Below are 13,944 nucleotides of genomic sequence, written 5' to 3'. Positions count from 1 at the left end.
GCGCCCCGGGCGCGCGTCCGGCGCCGCCGCTCCGCGCCGGGGCGCCGGCCGCCACGGCCGCTACGGCCGGGTCATCCGCAGCACGTCCAGCGCCTCGTCCAGCTGCTCCACGGTGAGCCGCCCCTGCTCGACGTACCCGCGCTCCAGTACCACCTGACGGATGGTCTTGCGCTCGGCGAGCGCCCGCTTGGCGACCTTGGCCGCCTCCTCGTAGCCGATGTACCGGTTCAGCGGCGTCACCACCGAGGGCGAGGACTCCGCGTACTCCCGGGCCCGCTCGGCGTTGGCCGTGATGCCGTCCACCGCGCGGTCGGCCAGCAGCCGGGCGCTGTTGGCCAGCAGCCGGACCGACTCCAGGACGTTGCGGGCGATCACCGGCAGCATCACGTTGAGCTCGAAGTTGCCGCTCGCCCCGGCCACCGTGACGGTGGCGTCGTTGCCGATCACCTGGGCCGCGACCATCAGCACCACCTCGGGCAGCACCGGGTTCACCTTGCCCGGCATGATCGAGGAGCCGGGCTGGAGGTCCGGCAGGTTGAGCTCGCCGAGGCCGGTGCGGGGGCCCGAGCCCATCCACCGCAGATCGTTCGCGATCTTGGTGAAGCCGACGGCGACGGTGCGCAGCTGGCCGCTGAGCTCGACCAGGCCGTCCCGCGCGCCCTGCGCCTCGAAGTGGTCCCGGGCTTCGGTCAGCGGCAGGTCGGTGGCGCGCGCGACCTCCTCGATCACCGCCGCCGCGAACCCGGGCGGGGTGTTGATGCCGGTGCCCACGGCGGTGCCGCCGAGGGGCAGTTCGGCGACCCGGGGAAGGGTGGCCAGCAGTCGCTCCCGCCCGTGCCGGACCTGCGCCGCGTAGCCGCCGAACTCCTGGCCGAGGGTGACCGGCGTGGCGTCCATCAGGTGCGTGCGGCCCGCCTTGACGACGTCCGCGAACTCCACGGCCTTGCGCTCCAGCGCCTCCGCCAGGTGCTCCAGCGCCGGGATCAGCTCGTGGCTGACGGCGGCGGTGGCGGCGATGTGGATCGAGGACGGGAACACGTCGTTGGACGACTGGCTGGCGTTGACGTGGTCGTTGGGGTGGACCGGCCGGCCGAGGCGCTCGGCGGCCAGGGTGGCGATCACCTCGTTGGTGTTCATGTTGGACGAGGTGCCCGAGCCGGTCTGGAAGACGTCCACCGGGAACTCGGCGTCCCAGCGGCCCGCCGCCACCTCCTCGGCGGCGGAGGCGATCGCGGCGGCGGTCTCCTCGTCGAGCACGCCGAGCCGGGCGTTGACGCGCGCGGCGGCGGCCTTGATCCGGGCCAGCGCGGCGATGTGCGCCCGCTCCAGACGCTGGCCGGACACCGGGAAGTTCTCCACCGCCCGCTGCGTCTGCGCCTGCCACTTCGCCCCGGCGGGCACCCGGACCTCGCCCATCGAGTCGTGCTCGATCCGGTAGTCCCCGGTCATCTGCTCGTCACCCATCGTGCGCTGCACCTCCTGAACGGTCCCGGCCGGGGCGGGGCCCCTTCGGGCCCGGGTCCCCGTTCCGGCCGGGTACGGCTTTCGCACACCACAGCCGCGCGGGGGGCCCGGGTATTTCCGGGCCGGGGGAGCGGCCCGCACACGGGCCCCGGGCGGGGCGCCCCCGGCCGGCCGAGCGCGCCCCGTCCGGCCGGGCGCCCTGCGGCGATCCGCGCGCCTGCGGCGATCCGCGCGCCTGCGGCGATCCGCGCGCCTGCGGCGATCCGCGCGCCCGCGGCCGGCGCTAGCCCAGCACCGCGGTCACGACCGCGTCCGGCGCCGTGCCCGCCTTGGCGACCTCGGTGCCGTCCGGCGCCCAGACCCCCGAGCCGCCCGAGCTCGCCTCGAACTCGCCGCTCGGCCCGGCGGCGGTGGCCAGCACCACCCAGACGCCGTTGTCCGCCGCGCGCGCCGGGTACCGGGCCTCCTTGGTGGCCAGCGACTCGGGGCCGGCCCCGTACAGCGTCGAGGCGACGTAGGCGTCGGCGCCGAGCGCGACCAGGCCCTTCGCGTGCCCGGGGTCGGCGGCGTCCGCGCAGATCGCCAGGCCCAGCCGCCAGCCGTCCAGCTCCAGGACCGAGGGCCGGTCGGCGGCGGTGAAGCGCTGGGACTCCCTCCCGTAGAGGTTCGTCTTGCGGCAGACCACCGAGGCCCCGGCGCCGGTGACGGCGAGCGTGGCGATGTACTCGCGCCCGTCCGCCCCGGCGACCGGCGCGCCGACCAGGGCCGTGGCGCCGGTCTCGGCGCAGGCCGCGGCGATCGGCGCGAGGCGCTCGTCGGACGGGTCGACGGCGGGCGCGGCCAGGTCGTAGCCGGTGAGCGAGAACTCCGGGAACACCACCAGGCGCACCGCCCCGGCCGCGCGGACCGCGGCGGCGTGCCGTTCGGCGTTGACCGCGACGGTCTCCGGCCGCCCCGACGGGTGGCAGGCGGGCTGGGCGACGGCGACGGCCAGGGGCGCGGGGGCGGAAACGGGTGCGGGACCAGACGCGGGAACAGGTGCGGGCGCGGACACGGCGGGACCTCCGGAGGGGCGGCGGCTGGCGAGCGGGCACGGTGACCACCATCGAGCGGGCGCGGTGATCACGATCAACCTATGAGCGCACCGCGAAATCCGGCAAGGTTCATCCCTTCGAGTGAAGATCACAGACGCTGCCGCAGCACCCGGGCGACAGCTTCGTACATTCAACCGGATCGGGGAGACCACGGACACCAGGGGCGGGGCATGACCACGGACCACCACCGGTACGACAGCCATGACGGGTACGGCGACCACGACCGGCACGACGGCGGCGACCGGCACGACGGCCGCGACCGCGACGAGGCGCAGCACCGGGGCCTCAGCCGGCGCCGTCTGCTCGGCGCCTCCGCCGCGCTCGGCGCCGGCGCCTGGCTGCTGCGCGGCACCGTCGGTCCGGACAGCGCCCGGGCCGAGGACGCCCCCGTCCCGCCCGGACTCCCGGCCGGCACCGAGCCGTTCCGGCGCGTCTACCAGAACTGGTCCGGCGAGGTCCGCACCGACCAGCTGTGGACCTGCGCCCCGCGCACCCCCGAGGAGGTCCCCGCGCTCGCCGACTGGGCCCGCGCGAACGGCTGGCGCCTGCGCGCCCAGGGCCACCGGCACACCTGGGCGCCGCTCACCGTCGCCGACGGCACCCCGGAGGCGGCCCGCGTGCTGCTGCTCGACACCACCCGCCACCTCACCGCGGTCACCGCCGACTCGCCCACCACCGTCCGCGCCCAGAGCGGCGCCACCATGGAGGCCGTGCTCGCCCACCTCGCCGAGCGCGGCCTCGGCCTCACCGCCGTCCCCGCCCCCGGCGAACTCACCGTCGGCGGCGTGCTCGCGATCGGCGGCCACGGCACCGCCGTCCCCGCCGCCGGCGAGACCCGCCCCGACGGGCACGGCTACGGCTCCGTCAGCAACCAGGTCACCCGGCTGACCGCGGTGGTCCTCGACCCGGCCACCGACCGCTACGCGCTGCGGACCTTCGACCGCTCCGAGGCCGACAGCGCCGCCTTCCTGGTCCACCTCGGCCGCGCCTTCGTCACCGAGGTGGTGCTCCGGGCCGGCGCCGACCGGCCGCTGCGCTGCGTCAGCCGGCTGGACGTCCCGGCCGCCGAACTCTTCGCCCGCCCCGGCGCACTGCCGGCGTCGACCCCCTCCCGCCCGCGCACCCTCGCCGACTTCGTCGAACGCGACGGCCGCGTCGAGGCGATCTGGTTCGCCTACACCGAGCGGCCCTGGCTGAAGACCTGGAGCGTCGCCCCCAACCGCCCCTTCGCCGCCCGCGCCGTCGACGAGCCCTACAACTACCCCTTCTCCGACTCTGTCCCCGAGCCGGTCGCCCGGCTGGCCGGCGACCTCGTCGCCGGCACCTGGGCCTCGGCCCCGCTCTTCGGGCAGCTCCAGTACCTCGTCGCCAAGATTGCCCTTACCGGCGACATCACCGACGTCCTCCTCTCCGGCGGGCTGATCCGCGACCTGCTCACCGGAGAGGTGCTCACCCACCTGCTCGCCGGCGGCCTGCGCTCCGACCTCTGGGGCCCCTCGCGCACCCTGCTCCAGTACGTGCGCCCCACCACCCTGCGGATCACCGCCAACGGCTACGCGGTCCTCGCCCGGCGCGCCGACCTGCAGTGGGTGGTGGCCGAGTTCGCCGACCACTACCGGGCGCTGCTCGACGCCTACCGGGACCGCGGCGAGTTCCCGGTGAACGGCGCGGTGGAGATCAGGGTCACCGGCCTGGACGACCCGGCCTGGTCCGGGGTGCCCGGCGCCCGGCCGCCGCTGCTCTCCGCGCTGCGCCCGCGCCCCGACCGCCCCGAGTGGGACACCGCCGTCTGGCTCGACGTGCTCGGCTTCCCCGGCACACCCGGGCTGCACCGCTTCGCCCGCGAGCTCGAACAGGCCCTGCTGCGCTCCTTCGACGGCACCCGGGCGGGCCTGCGCGTCGAGTGGTCCAAGGGCTGGGCCTACACCGAGGACGCCGCCTGGGCCGATCCGGACGTGCTGGACCGGGTGATCCCGGCGAGCCACCGCGAGGGCGGCGGGCCCGGCTGGGACGAGGCGGTCGCGACCCTGGACCGCCACGACCCGCACCGGGTCTTCGGCAACCCGTTCCTGGACCGGCTCCTGAAGCCCTGAGGCTTCCGGCCGACTCCGATCAGGCGGTGTCGGGCCCTCGCGACGGCCTGCACCGCGGGGGAGGCCGGCCAGACCCCGCGCGGTCCGTAGTGGTCGGCGAGGTTCCCGGCCGGGACGCCGGCCGGCAGCCCGACCGGCCCGGCGACCGTGAGCCGTACCCCGCCGACGGTCAGGTCGCTGCGGCGGGGCCGGGGTTGGCGGGGGCCGGACGGGGGCCGGTGTCGGTGGCGCGCTCCCGCCGCGCCGGTGGGTCCGGGGTCAGACGTGCTCCATCACGATCACCGCGAGGGTGCCCGGCGCCAGGGCCCGGAACACGTGCGGGGCGTCGCCGGGATAGCTGACGTAGTCGCCCGGGCCCAGCTCGACGGGTGCCTGCGTCGGCCCGGCCAGGGCCCGGCCGGCGCCCAGCAGCACGTGCTCGACGGTGCCCGGCATGTGCGGGTCGGAGGCCCTGGTCTCGCCCGGCTCGGCGTCGATCCGGTAGATGTCGCGCCGGGCGCCGGGCGGGCAGGAGGCGAGCAGGGTGGCGGCGTAGTCGGCCCGCTCGGAGTGGGTGACCGGTCCCTCCCCGGCCCGCACCACCCGGACCACCGGGCGCGGCGGGTCGACCAGCCGGCTGAACGGCACGTCCAGGGCGACGCCGAGCGCCCAGAGGGTCTCGACACTCGGGTTGCCGGCGCCCGACTCCAGTTGCGAGAGCGTCGATTTGGCGATCCCCGCGCGGCGGGCCAGCTCGGCCATCGACAGCCCGGCGCGTTCGCGCTCACGCCGGATCGAGGCCGCGATCAGCTCGATCAGCTCGCTCCCGGCGGGGCCGCCGCCGCTGTTTCCACTCATCCGCGTTCGCTCCACACGTTCAGGCGTTCGCCTTGACGAACGACCCCTGTTGCGTTCACTCTACTGGACATGCGTTCGCTCCTCCGAACCCTCGAACGTGCCACCCTCCGCGACATCGCCCTGGTCTGCCTCGCGGACGCCCTGGTCGGCGCCTCGTTCGGGGCGATCTCCGTCTCCGGCGGCCTCCCGCTCTGGGTGCCCGTCGCCATGTCCGTGCTGGTCTTCGCCGGGGGCTCGCAGTTCGCCGCCGTCGGCATCGTGCTCTCCGGCGGCGGCGCGCTCGCCGCCGTCGTCACCGGCCTGGTCCTCAACGCCCGCCTGCTCCCCTTCGGCTTCACCGTCGCCGACGCGCTCGACGGCCCCCGGTGGCGCCGGCTGCTCGGCGCCCAGCTGCTGACCGACGAGTCCGCCGCGTTCACCCTGTTGGAGTCCGATCCGCGACGGCGCCGGGCGGCGTACTGGGTCTGCGGCTTCGCGCTGTTCGCCGTCTGGAACGCCGCCGTCGTGGTCGGAGCGGCGGCCGGCGGGCTGATCGGCGACACGGACGCCCTGGGTCTGGACGCCGCGTTCCCCGCGGTGCTGCTCGCCCTCGTCCTACCCGCGCTCGGCGACCGCCGCACCCGTACCGCCGCGCTGGTCGGCGCCGCCGTCGCCGTGGCCGCCACACCGTACGTCCCGGCGGGGCTGCCGGTCCTGCTCGCCCTCGTCGGCCTGCTGCTCGCCGGCCGCCCGGCGGCCCCGGAGCAGGCCCCGGAACCGGCTTCGGAAAAGACTCCGGACCGGGCCCCCGGGGCGGTCCCGGCGGCGTCCGGGGCCGCCACCGGCCCGGGGAGCGCCGCCGGGCCGCAGACCGTGCCGCTCACCAAGGAGGTCCGCCGATGCCCCTGACCGCCATCCTGCTGCTGGCCGCCGGCACCTACGCGTTCCGGCTCGCCGGCCCGCTGCTCGGCGACCGGCTCACCGTCTCCGAGCGCCTGCGCCACCTGCTCGCCGTCGCCGCCGCCGTGCTGCTGGTCGCCCTGGTGGCCACCGGCGCGCTGACCCAGGGCCACGGCTTCGCCGGATGGGCCCGGCCGGCCGGCGTACTGGTCGCCGGGATCCTCGCGCTGCGCCGCGCGCCGTTCCCGCTGGTCGTCGTCGCGGCCGCCGCGACCACGGCGGTCCTGCGCCTCTGCGGCGTCTCCTGACCGCGCGCCGGGCGCCCGCCCGGCGGCACCGCCCACGGCACCGTCCGTCAGACCGCCTCGCCCGCCTCGTCCGTCCCGCCGACGCCGTCCCCGGCCGCCGCGAGCCGATCCCGCTGCACCTCGGGCCGCTCGCTGTCCCACAGCAGCTCCCACACCGTGAAGACGCAGTGGTAGTCCCGCATGCTCCCCTCGGTGATCAGCAGATAGTCGTCGCCGTCCCGGAACAGCCGGCGCCGCCGGCCGTTGAACGGGTGCTGCGGGGTGTAGGTCGGGACGATCCGCCGCAGCTCGCCGAGCGCGTCCTCCCGGGCGCCCTCGACCTCGGCGAGCACCTTGGGGCCCCAGATCCGGTTGTCCCCGAGGCCCTCGGTCTCCTGCACGACCACGGCCCAACGGCCCACGGTCCACCACCCCTCACGTCCCGTCCCGCACCCCGTCCGGGTGCGGAGGCGTCATCGTAGCGACGCGGCCGCCGGGGCCGTCGGCGCCTTGTAGAAGATGGTGGTCGCGCACGGCACCCCCGCCGGGTCGGTCGCGAAGTCCGGGACCGTGCCGACCCTGGTCCAGCCCGCCGCCGCGTACATCCGCTCGGCGGGGCTGCCCGTCTCGGTGTCCAGCACCAGGGTCCGCAGCCCGCGCTCGACGGCCCCCGCCTCCAGGGCCGCGAGCAGCCGGCCGGCCAGCCCCCGCCCCCGGTCCGCCCGGTGCACCATCAGCTTGGCGACGTCCGCCCGGTGCCGGCCGTTGGCCGTCGTCGCCGGGCGCAGCTGCACCGTCCCGGCGATCCTGCCGCCCCCCGCGCCGACCGCACGATCGGCGCCGTCCGCGTCATCCGCTTCGTCCGGCTCGGCGACCCAGAGCAGCAGCCGTCCGTCCTCGACGTCCGGGGCCAGCGCCCGCCACCAGTCGGCCGCGGCGGCGCGGTCGAGCGGGGCGAGGAAGCCGATCGAGGCGCCGCCGTCGACGGTGTCCGCCAGCAGCGCGCCCAACCGCTCCGCCGAGCCGCGCAACTCCTCCGCCGTCAGCAGCCGGACTGTGTACATGCTCACTCCCTCGTCGACGGCGGTCCCGGGAGCGGCCCGGTGCGCCATACTCGCCGGTACCCGGCGCCGCGACGGGTCCGCAGTCCGCAGCCCGCAGCCCGCGTCCCGCACACCCCGAACCCCGCCGAGCGTACAAGGAGCCCCCATGGCGAAGCCGCCCAGGATCGACCCCGCCGACCTGCTGGCCGTCGGCGACCTGCTCACCGACGAGGAGCGGCTCGTCCGCGACACCGTGCGCAGGTTCGCCGACGACCGGATCCGCCCGCACATCGGCGACTGGTTCGAGCGCGGCGTCTTCCCCGCCCGCGAGCTCGCCCCCGAACTCGGCGCCCTCGGCGTGCTCGGCATGCACCTCGACGGCTACGGCTGCGCCGGCTCCGGCGCCGTCGCCTACGGCGTCGCCTGTATGGAACTGGAGGCCGCCGACTCCGGCCTGCGCAGCTTCGTCTCCGTCCAGGGCTCGCTGGCCATGCGCTCCATCCACGCCTTCGGCTCCGAGGAGCAGAAGCAGCGCTGGCTGCCCGGCCTCGCCGCCGGCGAGCTGATCGGCTGCTTCGCCCTCACCGAGCCGGACTTCGGCTCCGACCCCGCCAACATGCGCACCCGCGCCCGCCGCAAGGGCGCCGGAGAGGGCGCGGACTGGGTGCTCTCCGGCTCCAAGATGTGGATCACCAACGGCGGCATCTCCGACGTCGCGGTCGTCTGGGCGCAGACCGAGGACGGTGTGCGCGGCTTCCTGGTCGAACCCGGCACGCCCGGCTTCACCGCCACCGACGTGCCCGGCAAGCTGTCCCTGCGCGCCTCGGTGACCAGCGCTCTCGCCTTCGACGACGTCGTGCTGCCCGCCGACGCCGTGCTGCCCGGCGTCACCGGACTGCGCGGACCGCTGTCCTCCCTCAACGAGGCCCGCTACGGCATCCTCTGGGGCACCGTCGGCGCCGCCCGCGACTGCTACACCGCCGCCCTCGACTACGCGAAGAGCCGCGTCCAGTTCGAGCGCCCGATCGCCGCCTTCCAGCTCACCCAGCAGAAGCTCGTCGAGATGATGCTGGAGGTCGAGAAGGCCTACCTGGTCGCGCTGCGGATCGGCCGCCTCAAGGACGAGGGCGCGGCCCGCCCGGCGCACATCAGCTTCGGCAAGCTCAACAACGTCCGCACCGCCCTGGAGATCGCCCGCAGCGCCCGCACCGTGCTCGGCGCCAACGGCATCACCACCGCCTACCCGGTCCTGCGGCACGCCAACAACCTGGAGTCGGTGCTCACCTACGAGGGCACCAGCGAGATCCACACCCTCGTCCTCGGCGAGGCCATCACCGGCGAGTCCGCCTACCGCTGACCGGCCCGCAGGGCCCGCTCCGGACTCTCCGGGCTCTCCGACCGCCCCGGTCGGCGCGGCACCGCGCGAACCGGCATCGCGTGAACCGGTACCCCGAAAACCGGTACCGCCCCCGGGCCGTTCATGGCTAGCGTCAGGCCCATGAACGGCCCGACGACCCCGCCCACCCCCACGCCCGCCGACGTGTCCACCGGCGCGCCCACCACCACCCTCTGGCGCCCGACCGGCCCTCAGGAGCTGGCCCTGGTCGAGGCCGCCGACTGGCGCGCCTGGCCGCCGCGCCTGCCCGATCAGCCGATCTTCTACCCGGTGCTGAACGAGGACTACGCGATCCGGATCGCCCGCGACTGGAACGTCCCCGCCTCCGGCGCCGGCTACGTCACCCGCTTCGAGGTCGACACCGCCTTCCTCGCCCGCTACCCGGTCCGCCAGGCGGGCGGGCGCACCATCCTCGAACTGTGGGTCCCCGCCGAGGACCTGCCCGAGTTCAACCGGCACCTGGTCGGGCGCATCGAGGTGGTCCACGAGTTCCGGCCCGTACCGTGACCACCGGGCTCCCGGCCGCGCCGGCCCCGGTCCTGCTGACCTCGGCCCAGGCCACCAGTACGACCGCGCTGCTCACCGCGGCCGCCGCCGCCCGCGGACTGGCCACCGCCGTCCTGACCGGCACCGACACCGTCGACCGGCTGGCCGGCCGGCCCGTCCACTGGTACGGCGGACCGCTCGCCGCCACCCGGATCGCCGACCGCCTCGGCTTGGCCCTGCTCGAACCGGCCGACGACTGGCTCGCCGCCCTGCCCGAGGAGTTCACCGGCCGCCGGATCGAACTGACCACGCTCGCCGAGGCCTGGACGCTGCGCCGCCCGGCCTTCGTCAAACCCCCGGCCGACAAGTCGCTGCCGCCCGCCGTCTACGCCGACGGCGGCCGGCTGCCGCGCACCGGCGAACGGATCGGCCCCGACACGCCGGTCCTGGTCAGCGACCCGGTGACGTTCGGCGCGGAGTACCGGCTGTTCGTCCTCGACGGCGCCGTGCGCACCGGCAGCCGCTACGCCCGCTTCGGCCGGCTCGACCCGGGGCCGCTCACGGGGCCGGCCGTCGCCTTCGCGCAGCGGCTGCTCGCCGCCGTCGGCGCCGACCTGCCCAGCGCCGTCGCCCTCGACGTCGGAACGCTGCTCGACCCGTACGACCCGGCCGAGCGGTGGGCGGTGGTCGAGGCCAACCTGCCGTGGTTCGCCCACTGCTACGCCGCCGACCCGGACCGCGTCCTGGACGTGGTGCTGCGCGCGGCCGGCCCGGCGGACGCGGTGCGGTCCGCCGACCGGCGCTTCGTGCGCTCCGCCGCGGGCCGGGAGACGGAGCAGGGGATTCCGGACGCCGCCCGTCCACCCGTCCTTCCCCTCCAGGACACCTGCCGGTCCGACGGGGCGTGAAGCATGAGCGCGGTCGCCGCCGCCCGCCCCGGTGCGGGCGCGGCCGGCGCCCGCACCGTGAAAGGAACCGCCTCCCCATGTCCACACCGCCGCTGCCCAGCCCCCGGGTCCTCGTCGTCGGGATCGACGGCGTCCGGTACGACCTGCTGGAGCAGGTGCCGATGCCGAGGCTCGCGGAGGTCGCCGCGGCCGGGTTTCTGGCGCCCGTGACGGTCGCGGACTCCACCCCCACCATGTCCGGCCCGTGCTGGGCCACCGTCGTCACCGGCGTCGAGCCCGCCAAGCACGGCGTGTGGGGCAACCACCTGGGCGGCAACCGGCTCGACGTCTTCCCCGACTTCACCACCCGGCTGGCCCGCGGCGACGGGCGCCGCACCTTCGTCGCCGCCGGCTGGGACCCGCTGGTCATCGGCGAGTCCGGCGGACCGCTGTTCCGCGCCCCCGGCCGGCTCTGCTACGTCGCCCCCGCCGAGGACACCCCCGAGGCCTGGGAGGCCGTCGACGAGGAGGTCACCCGGGAGGCCGTCGACGTGCTGCGCGACGCCGACCCCGAGGCGTCCTTCGTCTACCTCGGCGCCGTCGACGAGACCGCCCACTTCCTCGGCTGCGGCGAGGAGTACCGTGCCGCGATGCGGGCCGCCGACGCGCGCCTCGGCCGCCTGCTGGACGCGCTGCGCGCCCGCCCCGGCTACGCCGGGGAGGCCTGGACGGTCATCGTCGTCACCGACCACGGCCACGTCGACGCGGGCGGCCACGGCGGGCGCACGCCCGAGGAGCGCACCGCCTGGGTCGCCTGCGCCGGCCCCGGCATCCCCGCCGCCCCGCCCGTCGGGGAGATCCGCCACCCCGACGTCGCCGCCCAGGTGTACGCCGCGCTCGGCCGCCCGATCGACCCGCACTGGACCCTGGACGGCCGGCCCTTCCCGCTCGCCGTCCCCGCCCCGGCGGCGTTCTGACCGCGGCGGACACCACCGGGCCCGGCAGTATCCGGCAACCGGGTGGCCGCCGCACCCGCCGGCACCCGGCCGGGTGCGGCCGGGCTGCGCCCCCGGCCGGCCCGGGCCAGGCTCGACCGGGGAGAACCCCGAGACCGGACGGGCGCGTGTACGCCTCAAGGTGGAGGAGGTACCCCCCGAGGACGGCGGTAGATCACGACCTGGCGGTGACGATCCGGCAGCCCGGCGCGCACCAGGATGGAGACACACCGGGAAACCGGTCCCGGAGCCGGGGACACGGGCGCCGGACGCACAGCACCACTCACGGGAGAGGACGGCCGGGCATGAACGGCATCGCGGGCAGGATCGCACTCGGAGTGGCCGGCACCGGCATGGCCGTCGCCGTCGCCGCCGTGGCGGTCGGGCCGAGGGTCGCCGAGTGGTACGACGGCCGCCACCAGGAGCAGTCCACCTACAGCAGCGGCACCGCGGCCAAGGCCGACCACCGCGCCGTGCCGGCCTGGCTGCCCGACAACGCCTCCTCCGTCCGCTACCTGATGTCCACCACCGGCGACGACCGCCTGCTCACCGCCACCCTCCCGGAGGGACGGCTGCCCGCCGGCTGCCGGACCGTCGCGCTCGGCAAGGGCGGCCACCCGGCGCCGGTCTCCCTCAAGGCGGGCTGGTTCCCGGAGGGGATCACCGCCAAGGCGGCCGGCTCCTGCGGCCACTACAACATCGCCCTGACCGGCAACCAGCTCTACGCGTGGCAGGACGGCGCCGCCGTCCAGGCCGCCCTGCGGGCCGAGCGGCTCGCCCGCTGAGACGGCGCCCGCGGAGGCCGGCCGCCCTGCCCCGAACGGGCCAGGCGGCCGACCCCCCACTGTCGGCGGCACCAAGGGCTGCGGTAGGACGGAGCGAGCACGAAGGCCGTGCCCGTTCCGAGAGGAGCCCCATGCCTGGTCCGACCGCCGGCTCTGCCGGTGACACGTCGACCGCCTCCGCCGCCTCCGCCGACTCCCTCACCGGCACCGATTCGGCCCGCTCCGATCAGGCGATCACCGATCACGCCCCGGCCGATCCGGCCCCCGCCGATCCCGTCCTGGCCGATCCGGCCCTCGCCGACCTCGGCACCGCCAAGGCCCGGACGGGCGACGGCGCGCACGGCCGCGCCACCATCGTCGTCCTCGGCGGCCTGGTCGCCCTCGGCCCGCTCACCACCGACCTCTACCTGCCCGGCCTGCCCGCGATCGCCGACGACCTCGCCGTCGAACCGGCCGCCGTCCAGCTCACCCTCACCTTCTCGATGTTCGGCGTCGCGGCCGGCCAGCTGATCTTCGGACCGCTCAGCGACCGCTTCGGCCGCCGCCCGCCGCTGCTCGCCGGACTCGTCGTCTACACCCTCGCCAGCCTGGTCTGCGTGATCGCGCCCAACCTGTCCGTGCTGATCGCCGCACGCTTCGTCCAGGGCGCCGCCGGAGCCGCCGGACTGGTCATCGGCCGCGCCGTCGCCCGCGACCGCTTCGAGGGCATCGCGATGATCCGCTTCCTCGCCTCGATCACCCTGATATCCGGCCTCGCCCCGATCCTCGCCCCGCTGTTCGGCGCCCAACTGCTGCGCGTCACCTCCTGGCGCGGCACCTTCGGGGCCCTGGTCGGCCTCGGCCTGCTGCTCACCCTGGTGGCCTTCGGCGCCCTGCGCGAGACCCTCCCGGCCGACGCCCGGCGCGGTGGCGGCCTGGCCGCCACCCTGCGCACGATGGGCGGGCTCCTGCGCGACGTGCCCTTCATCGGCCTGCTGCTGACCAGCACCTTCGCCTTCGGCGCGCTGTTCGGCTACATCAGCGGTTCCTCGGTGGTGCTGCAGCACGTCTACCACGTGTCGCCGCAGACCTACAGCCTTCTCTTCGGGCTCAACTCGGTGGCGATCGTCGGCGCGACCCAGGTGAACGGGAGGCTCCTCGCCCCCCGCTTCGCCGCCGCCACCCTGATGCGTGTGGGCCTGGCGATGATGATCGCCGCCGGGACGTTCCTGGTCCTGGCCACCGCCGTCTGGGACCTCGGACTGGTCGCCGTCTGCGCCTCGCTGTTCGTGATGATGGCCGGCCTCGGCGTCGTCCTGCCGAACTCGGCCGCCCGGGCGCTGAGCCTGGTCGCACCGCAGGCCGCCGGCTCCGCCTCAGCCCTCCTCGGCACCGGCAACTTCCTCTGCGGCGCCGTCGTCGCCCCGCTCAGCAGCCTGGGCGGGAGCCCCTCGGCGGTGCTGCTCGCCGTCGTCGTGCTGAGCTGCTCGCTGCTCGCCGCGCTCTCCTACCTGCTGCTCCTGCGGCCAGGTCGGCGCGCCCCGGAACCGGCCGTCGCGTAGCGGGTCGGTGGGTCGGCGAGTGGCCGGCCGCCGTGCCGTCGCCGCCGGTCGCTGGAACGGACCCGCCGGGGGGGGGGGCGGCCCCGGGCGGGCCCCCCCCCCCCGGGGGCGGGGTCGGCGCGGGGGGGGGGGGCGGGGAGCGTGTAAAAAAAAATAA

14 protein-coding genes are annotated in these 13,944 nt (G+C 76.1%); 9 read left to right on the top strand and 5 right to left on the bottom strand.

Annotated elements, in window-relative coordinates:
• Window positions 1–60 precede the first annotated feature (60 nt).
• Window positions 61–1,464 carry a class II fumarate hydratase gene (locus tag ACFVFS_RS04110; RefSeq protein WP_380619833.1) on the bottom strand — a complete coding sequence of 468 codons (1,404 nt, stop codon included), beginning with the start codon at window positions 1,462–1,464 and terminating at the stop codon, window positions 61–63.
• A gap of 283 nt (window positions 1,465–1,747) precedes the next feature.
• Complete coding sequence (locus ACFVFS_RS04105; RefSeq protein ID WP_380619789.1) at window positions 1,748–2,518, bottom strand: carbon-nitrogen hydrolase family protein; 771 nt, start codon at window positions 2,516–2,518, stop codon at window positions 1,748–1,750.
• Between the two features lie 210 nt (window positions 2,519–2,728).
• Between ACFVFS_RS04105 and ACFVFS_RS04100 the strand changes: the two genes are divergently transcribed.
• Complete coding sequence (locus ACFVFS_RS04100) at window positions 2,729–4,651, top strand: cholesterol oxidase substrate-binding domain-containing protein (RefSeq protein WP_380619786.1); 1,923 nt, start codon at window positions 2,729–2,731, stop codon at window positions 4,649–4,651.
• A gap of 258 nt (window positions 4,652–4,909) precedes the next feature.
• Here ACFVFS_RS04100 and ACFVFS_RS04095 read toward each other — a convergent pair whose 3' ends face one another.
• A complete protein-coding gene (locus ACFVFS_RS04095; RefSeq protein WP_355362881.1) occupies window positions 4,910–5,488 on the bottom strand; it encodes an XRE family transcriptional regulator in 579 nt (192 codons plus the stop codon).
• A gap of 69 nt (window positions 5,489–5,557) precedes the next feature.
• Here ACFVFS_RS04095 and ACFVFS_RS04090 point away from each other — a divergent pair, with 69 nt between their 5' ends.
• Both ACFVFS_RS04090 and ACFVFS_RS04085 read left to right on the top strand, forming a co-directional pair.
• Window positions 5,558–6,376 carry an AzlC family ABC transporter permease gene (locus ACFVFS_RS04090; protein ID WP_380619782.1) on the top strand — a complete coding sequence of 273 codons (819 nt, stop codon included), beginning with the start codon at window positions 5,558–5,560 and terminating at the stop codon, window positions 6,374–6,376.
• Window positions 6,367–6,675 (top strand): AzlD domain-containing protein, encoded by a 309-nt coding sequence (locus ACFVFS_RS04085; protein WP_380619780.1) that lies wholly within the window; start codon window positions 6,367–6,369, stop codon window positions 6,673–6,675. The genes ACFVFS_RS04090 and ACFVFS_RS04085 overlap by 10 nt, the downstream gene beginning before the upstream one ends.
• Window positions 6,676–6,722: 47 nt before the next feature.
• Here ACFVFS_RS04085 and ACFVFS_RS04080 read toward each other — a convergent pair whose 3' ends face one another.
• Together ACFVFS_RS04080 and ACFVFS_RS04075 are read right to left on the bottom strand one after the other, a co-directional pair.
• Window positions 6,723–7,076 carry a hypothetical protein gene (locus ACFVFS_RS04080; protein WP_380619777.1) on the bottom strand — a complete coding sequence of 118 codons (354 nt, stop codon included), beginning with the start codon at window positions 7,074–7,076 and terminating at the stop codon, window positions 6,723–6,725.
• A 51-nt stretch (window positions 7,077–7,127) separates the two neighbouring features.
• Window positions 7,128–7,718, bottom strand: coding sequence for a GNAT family N-acetyltransferase (locus tag ACFVFS_RS04075; protein WP_380619774.1), 591 nt, complete (start codon window positions 7,716–7,718; stop codon window positions 7,128–7,130).
• 145 nt (window positions 7,719–7,863) lie between these two features.
• Between ACFVFS_RS04075 and ACFVFS_RS04070 the strand changes: the two genes are divergently transcribed.
• The 6 genes from ACFVFS_RS04070 (at window position 7,864) to ACFVFS_RS04045 (ending at window position 13,787) form a co-directional block, all read left to right on the top strand.
• Window positions 7,864–9,054, top strand: a complete 1,191-nt coding sequence (locus tag ACFVFS_RS04070; protein WP_380619772.1) for an acyl-CoA dehydrogenase family protein — start codon at window positions 7,864–7,866, stop codon at window positions 9,052–9,054.
• 141 nt (window positions 9,055–9,195) lie between these two features.
• A complete protein-coding gene (locus ACFVFS_RS04065) occupies window positions 9,196–9,600 on the top strand; it encodes an ADP-ribosylation/crystallin J1 (protein ID WP_380619769.1) in 405 nt (134 codons plus the stop codon).
• Entirely contained in the window at window positions 9,597–10,487 is an 891-nt protein-coding gene (locus ACFVFS_RS04060; protein WP_380619766.1) for an ATP-grasp domain-containing protein, read from the top strand. Before ACFVFS_RS04065 ends, ACFVFS_RS04060 begins: the two co-directional genes overlap by 4 nt.
• Window positions 10,488–10,564: 77 nt before the next feature.
• Window positions 10,565–11,443, top strand: coding sequence for an alkaline phosphatase family protein (locus ACFVFS_RS04055; protein WP_380619763.1), 879 nt, complete (start codon window positions 10,565–10,567; stop codon window positions 11,441–11,443).
• Window positions 11,444–11,766: 323 nt separating this feature from the next.
• The gene (locus ACFVFS_RS04050) at window positions 11,767–12,246 is read left to right on the top strand and encodes a hypothetical protein (protein ID WP_380619761.1); all 480 of its coding nucleotides are present in this window, start codon (window positions 11,767–11,769) and stop codon (window positions 12,244–12,246) included.
• 131 nt (window positions 12,247–12,377) lie between these two features.
• Entirely contained in the window at window positions 12,378–13,787 is a 1,410-nt protein-coding gene (locus ACFVFS_RS04045; RefSeq protein ID WP_380619758.1) for a multidrug effflux MFS transporter, read from the top strand.
• The last annotated feature ends 157 nt before the right edge of the window (window positions 13,788–13,944 follow it).

The organism is Kitasatospora sp. NPDC057692 (assembly GCF_042799475.1).
GTDB lineage: Bacteria > Actinomycetota > Actinomycetes > Streptomycetales > Streptomycetaceae > Kitasatospora.
The sequence above is the reverse complement of the archived record's forward strand: the minus strand, read 5'-3'. Positions and strand labels throughout refer to the sequence as shown.

Excerpts from the sequence above, each read along its gene's own strand:
- ACFVFS_RS04070 (WP_380619772.1), top strand. The coding sequence starts at position 7,864 with ATGGCGAAGCCGCCCAGGATCGACCCCGCCGACCTGCTGGCCGTCGGC.
- ACFVFS_RS04110 (WP_380619833.1), bottom strand. The coding sequence starts at position 1,464 with ATGGGTGACGAGCAGATGACCGGGGACTACCGGATCGAGCACGACTCG.
- ACFVFS_RS04075 (WP_380619774.1), bottom strand. The coding sequence starts at position 7,718 with ATGTACACAGTCCGGCTGCTGACGGCGGAGGAGTTGCGCGGCTCGGCG.
- ACFVFS_RS04090 (WP_380619782.1), top strand. The coding sequence starts at position 5,558 with ATGCGTTCGCTCCTCCGAACCCTCGAACGTGCCACCCTCCGCGACATC.
- ACFVFS_RS04100 (WP_380619786.1), top strand. The coding sequence starts at position 2,729 with ATGACCACGGACCACCACCGGTACGACAGCCATGACGGGTACGGCGAC.
- ACFVFS_RS04095 (WP_355362881.1), bottom strand. The coding sequence starts at position 5,488 with ATGAGTGGAAACAGCGGCGGCGGCCCCGCCGGGAGCGAGCTGATCGAG.
- ACFVFS_RS04055 (WP_380619763.1), top strand. The coding sequence starts at position 10,565 with ATGTCCACACCGCCGCTGCCCAGCCCCCGGGTCCTCGTCGTCGGGATC.
- ACFVFS_RS04085 (WP_380619780.1), top strand. The coding sequence starts at position 6,367 with ATGCCCCTGACCGCCATCCTGCTGCTGGCCGCCGGCACCTACGCGTTC.
- ACFVFS_RS04065 (WP_380619769.1), top strand. The coding sequence starts at position 9,196 with ATGAACGGCCCGACGACCCCGCCCACCCCCACGCCCGCCGACGTGTCC.
- ACFVFS_RS04045 (WP_380619758.1), top strand. The coding sequence starts at position 12,378 with ATGCCTGGTCCGACCGCCGGCTCTGCCGGTGACACGTCGACCGCCTCC.
- ACFVFS_RS04050 (WP_380619761.1), top strand. The coding sequence starts at position 11,767 with ATGAACGGCATCGCGGGCAGGATCGCACTCGGAGTGGCCGGCACCGGC.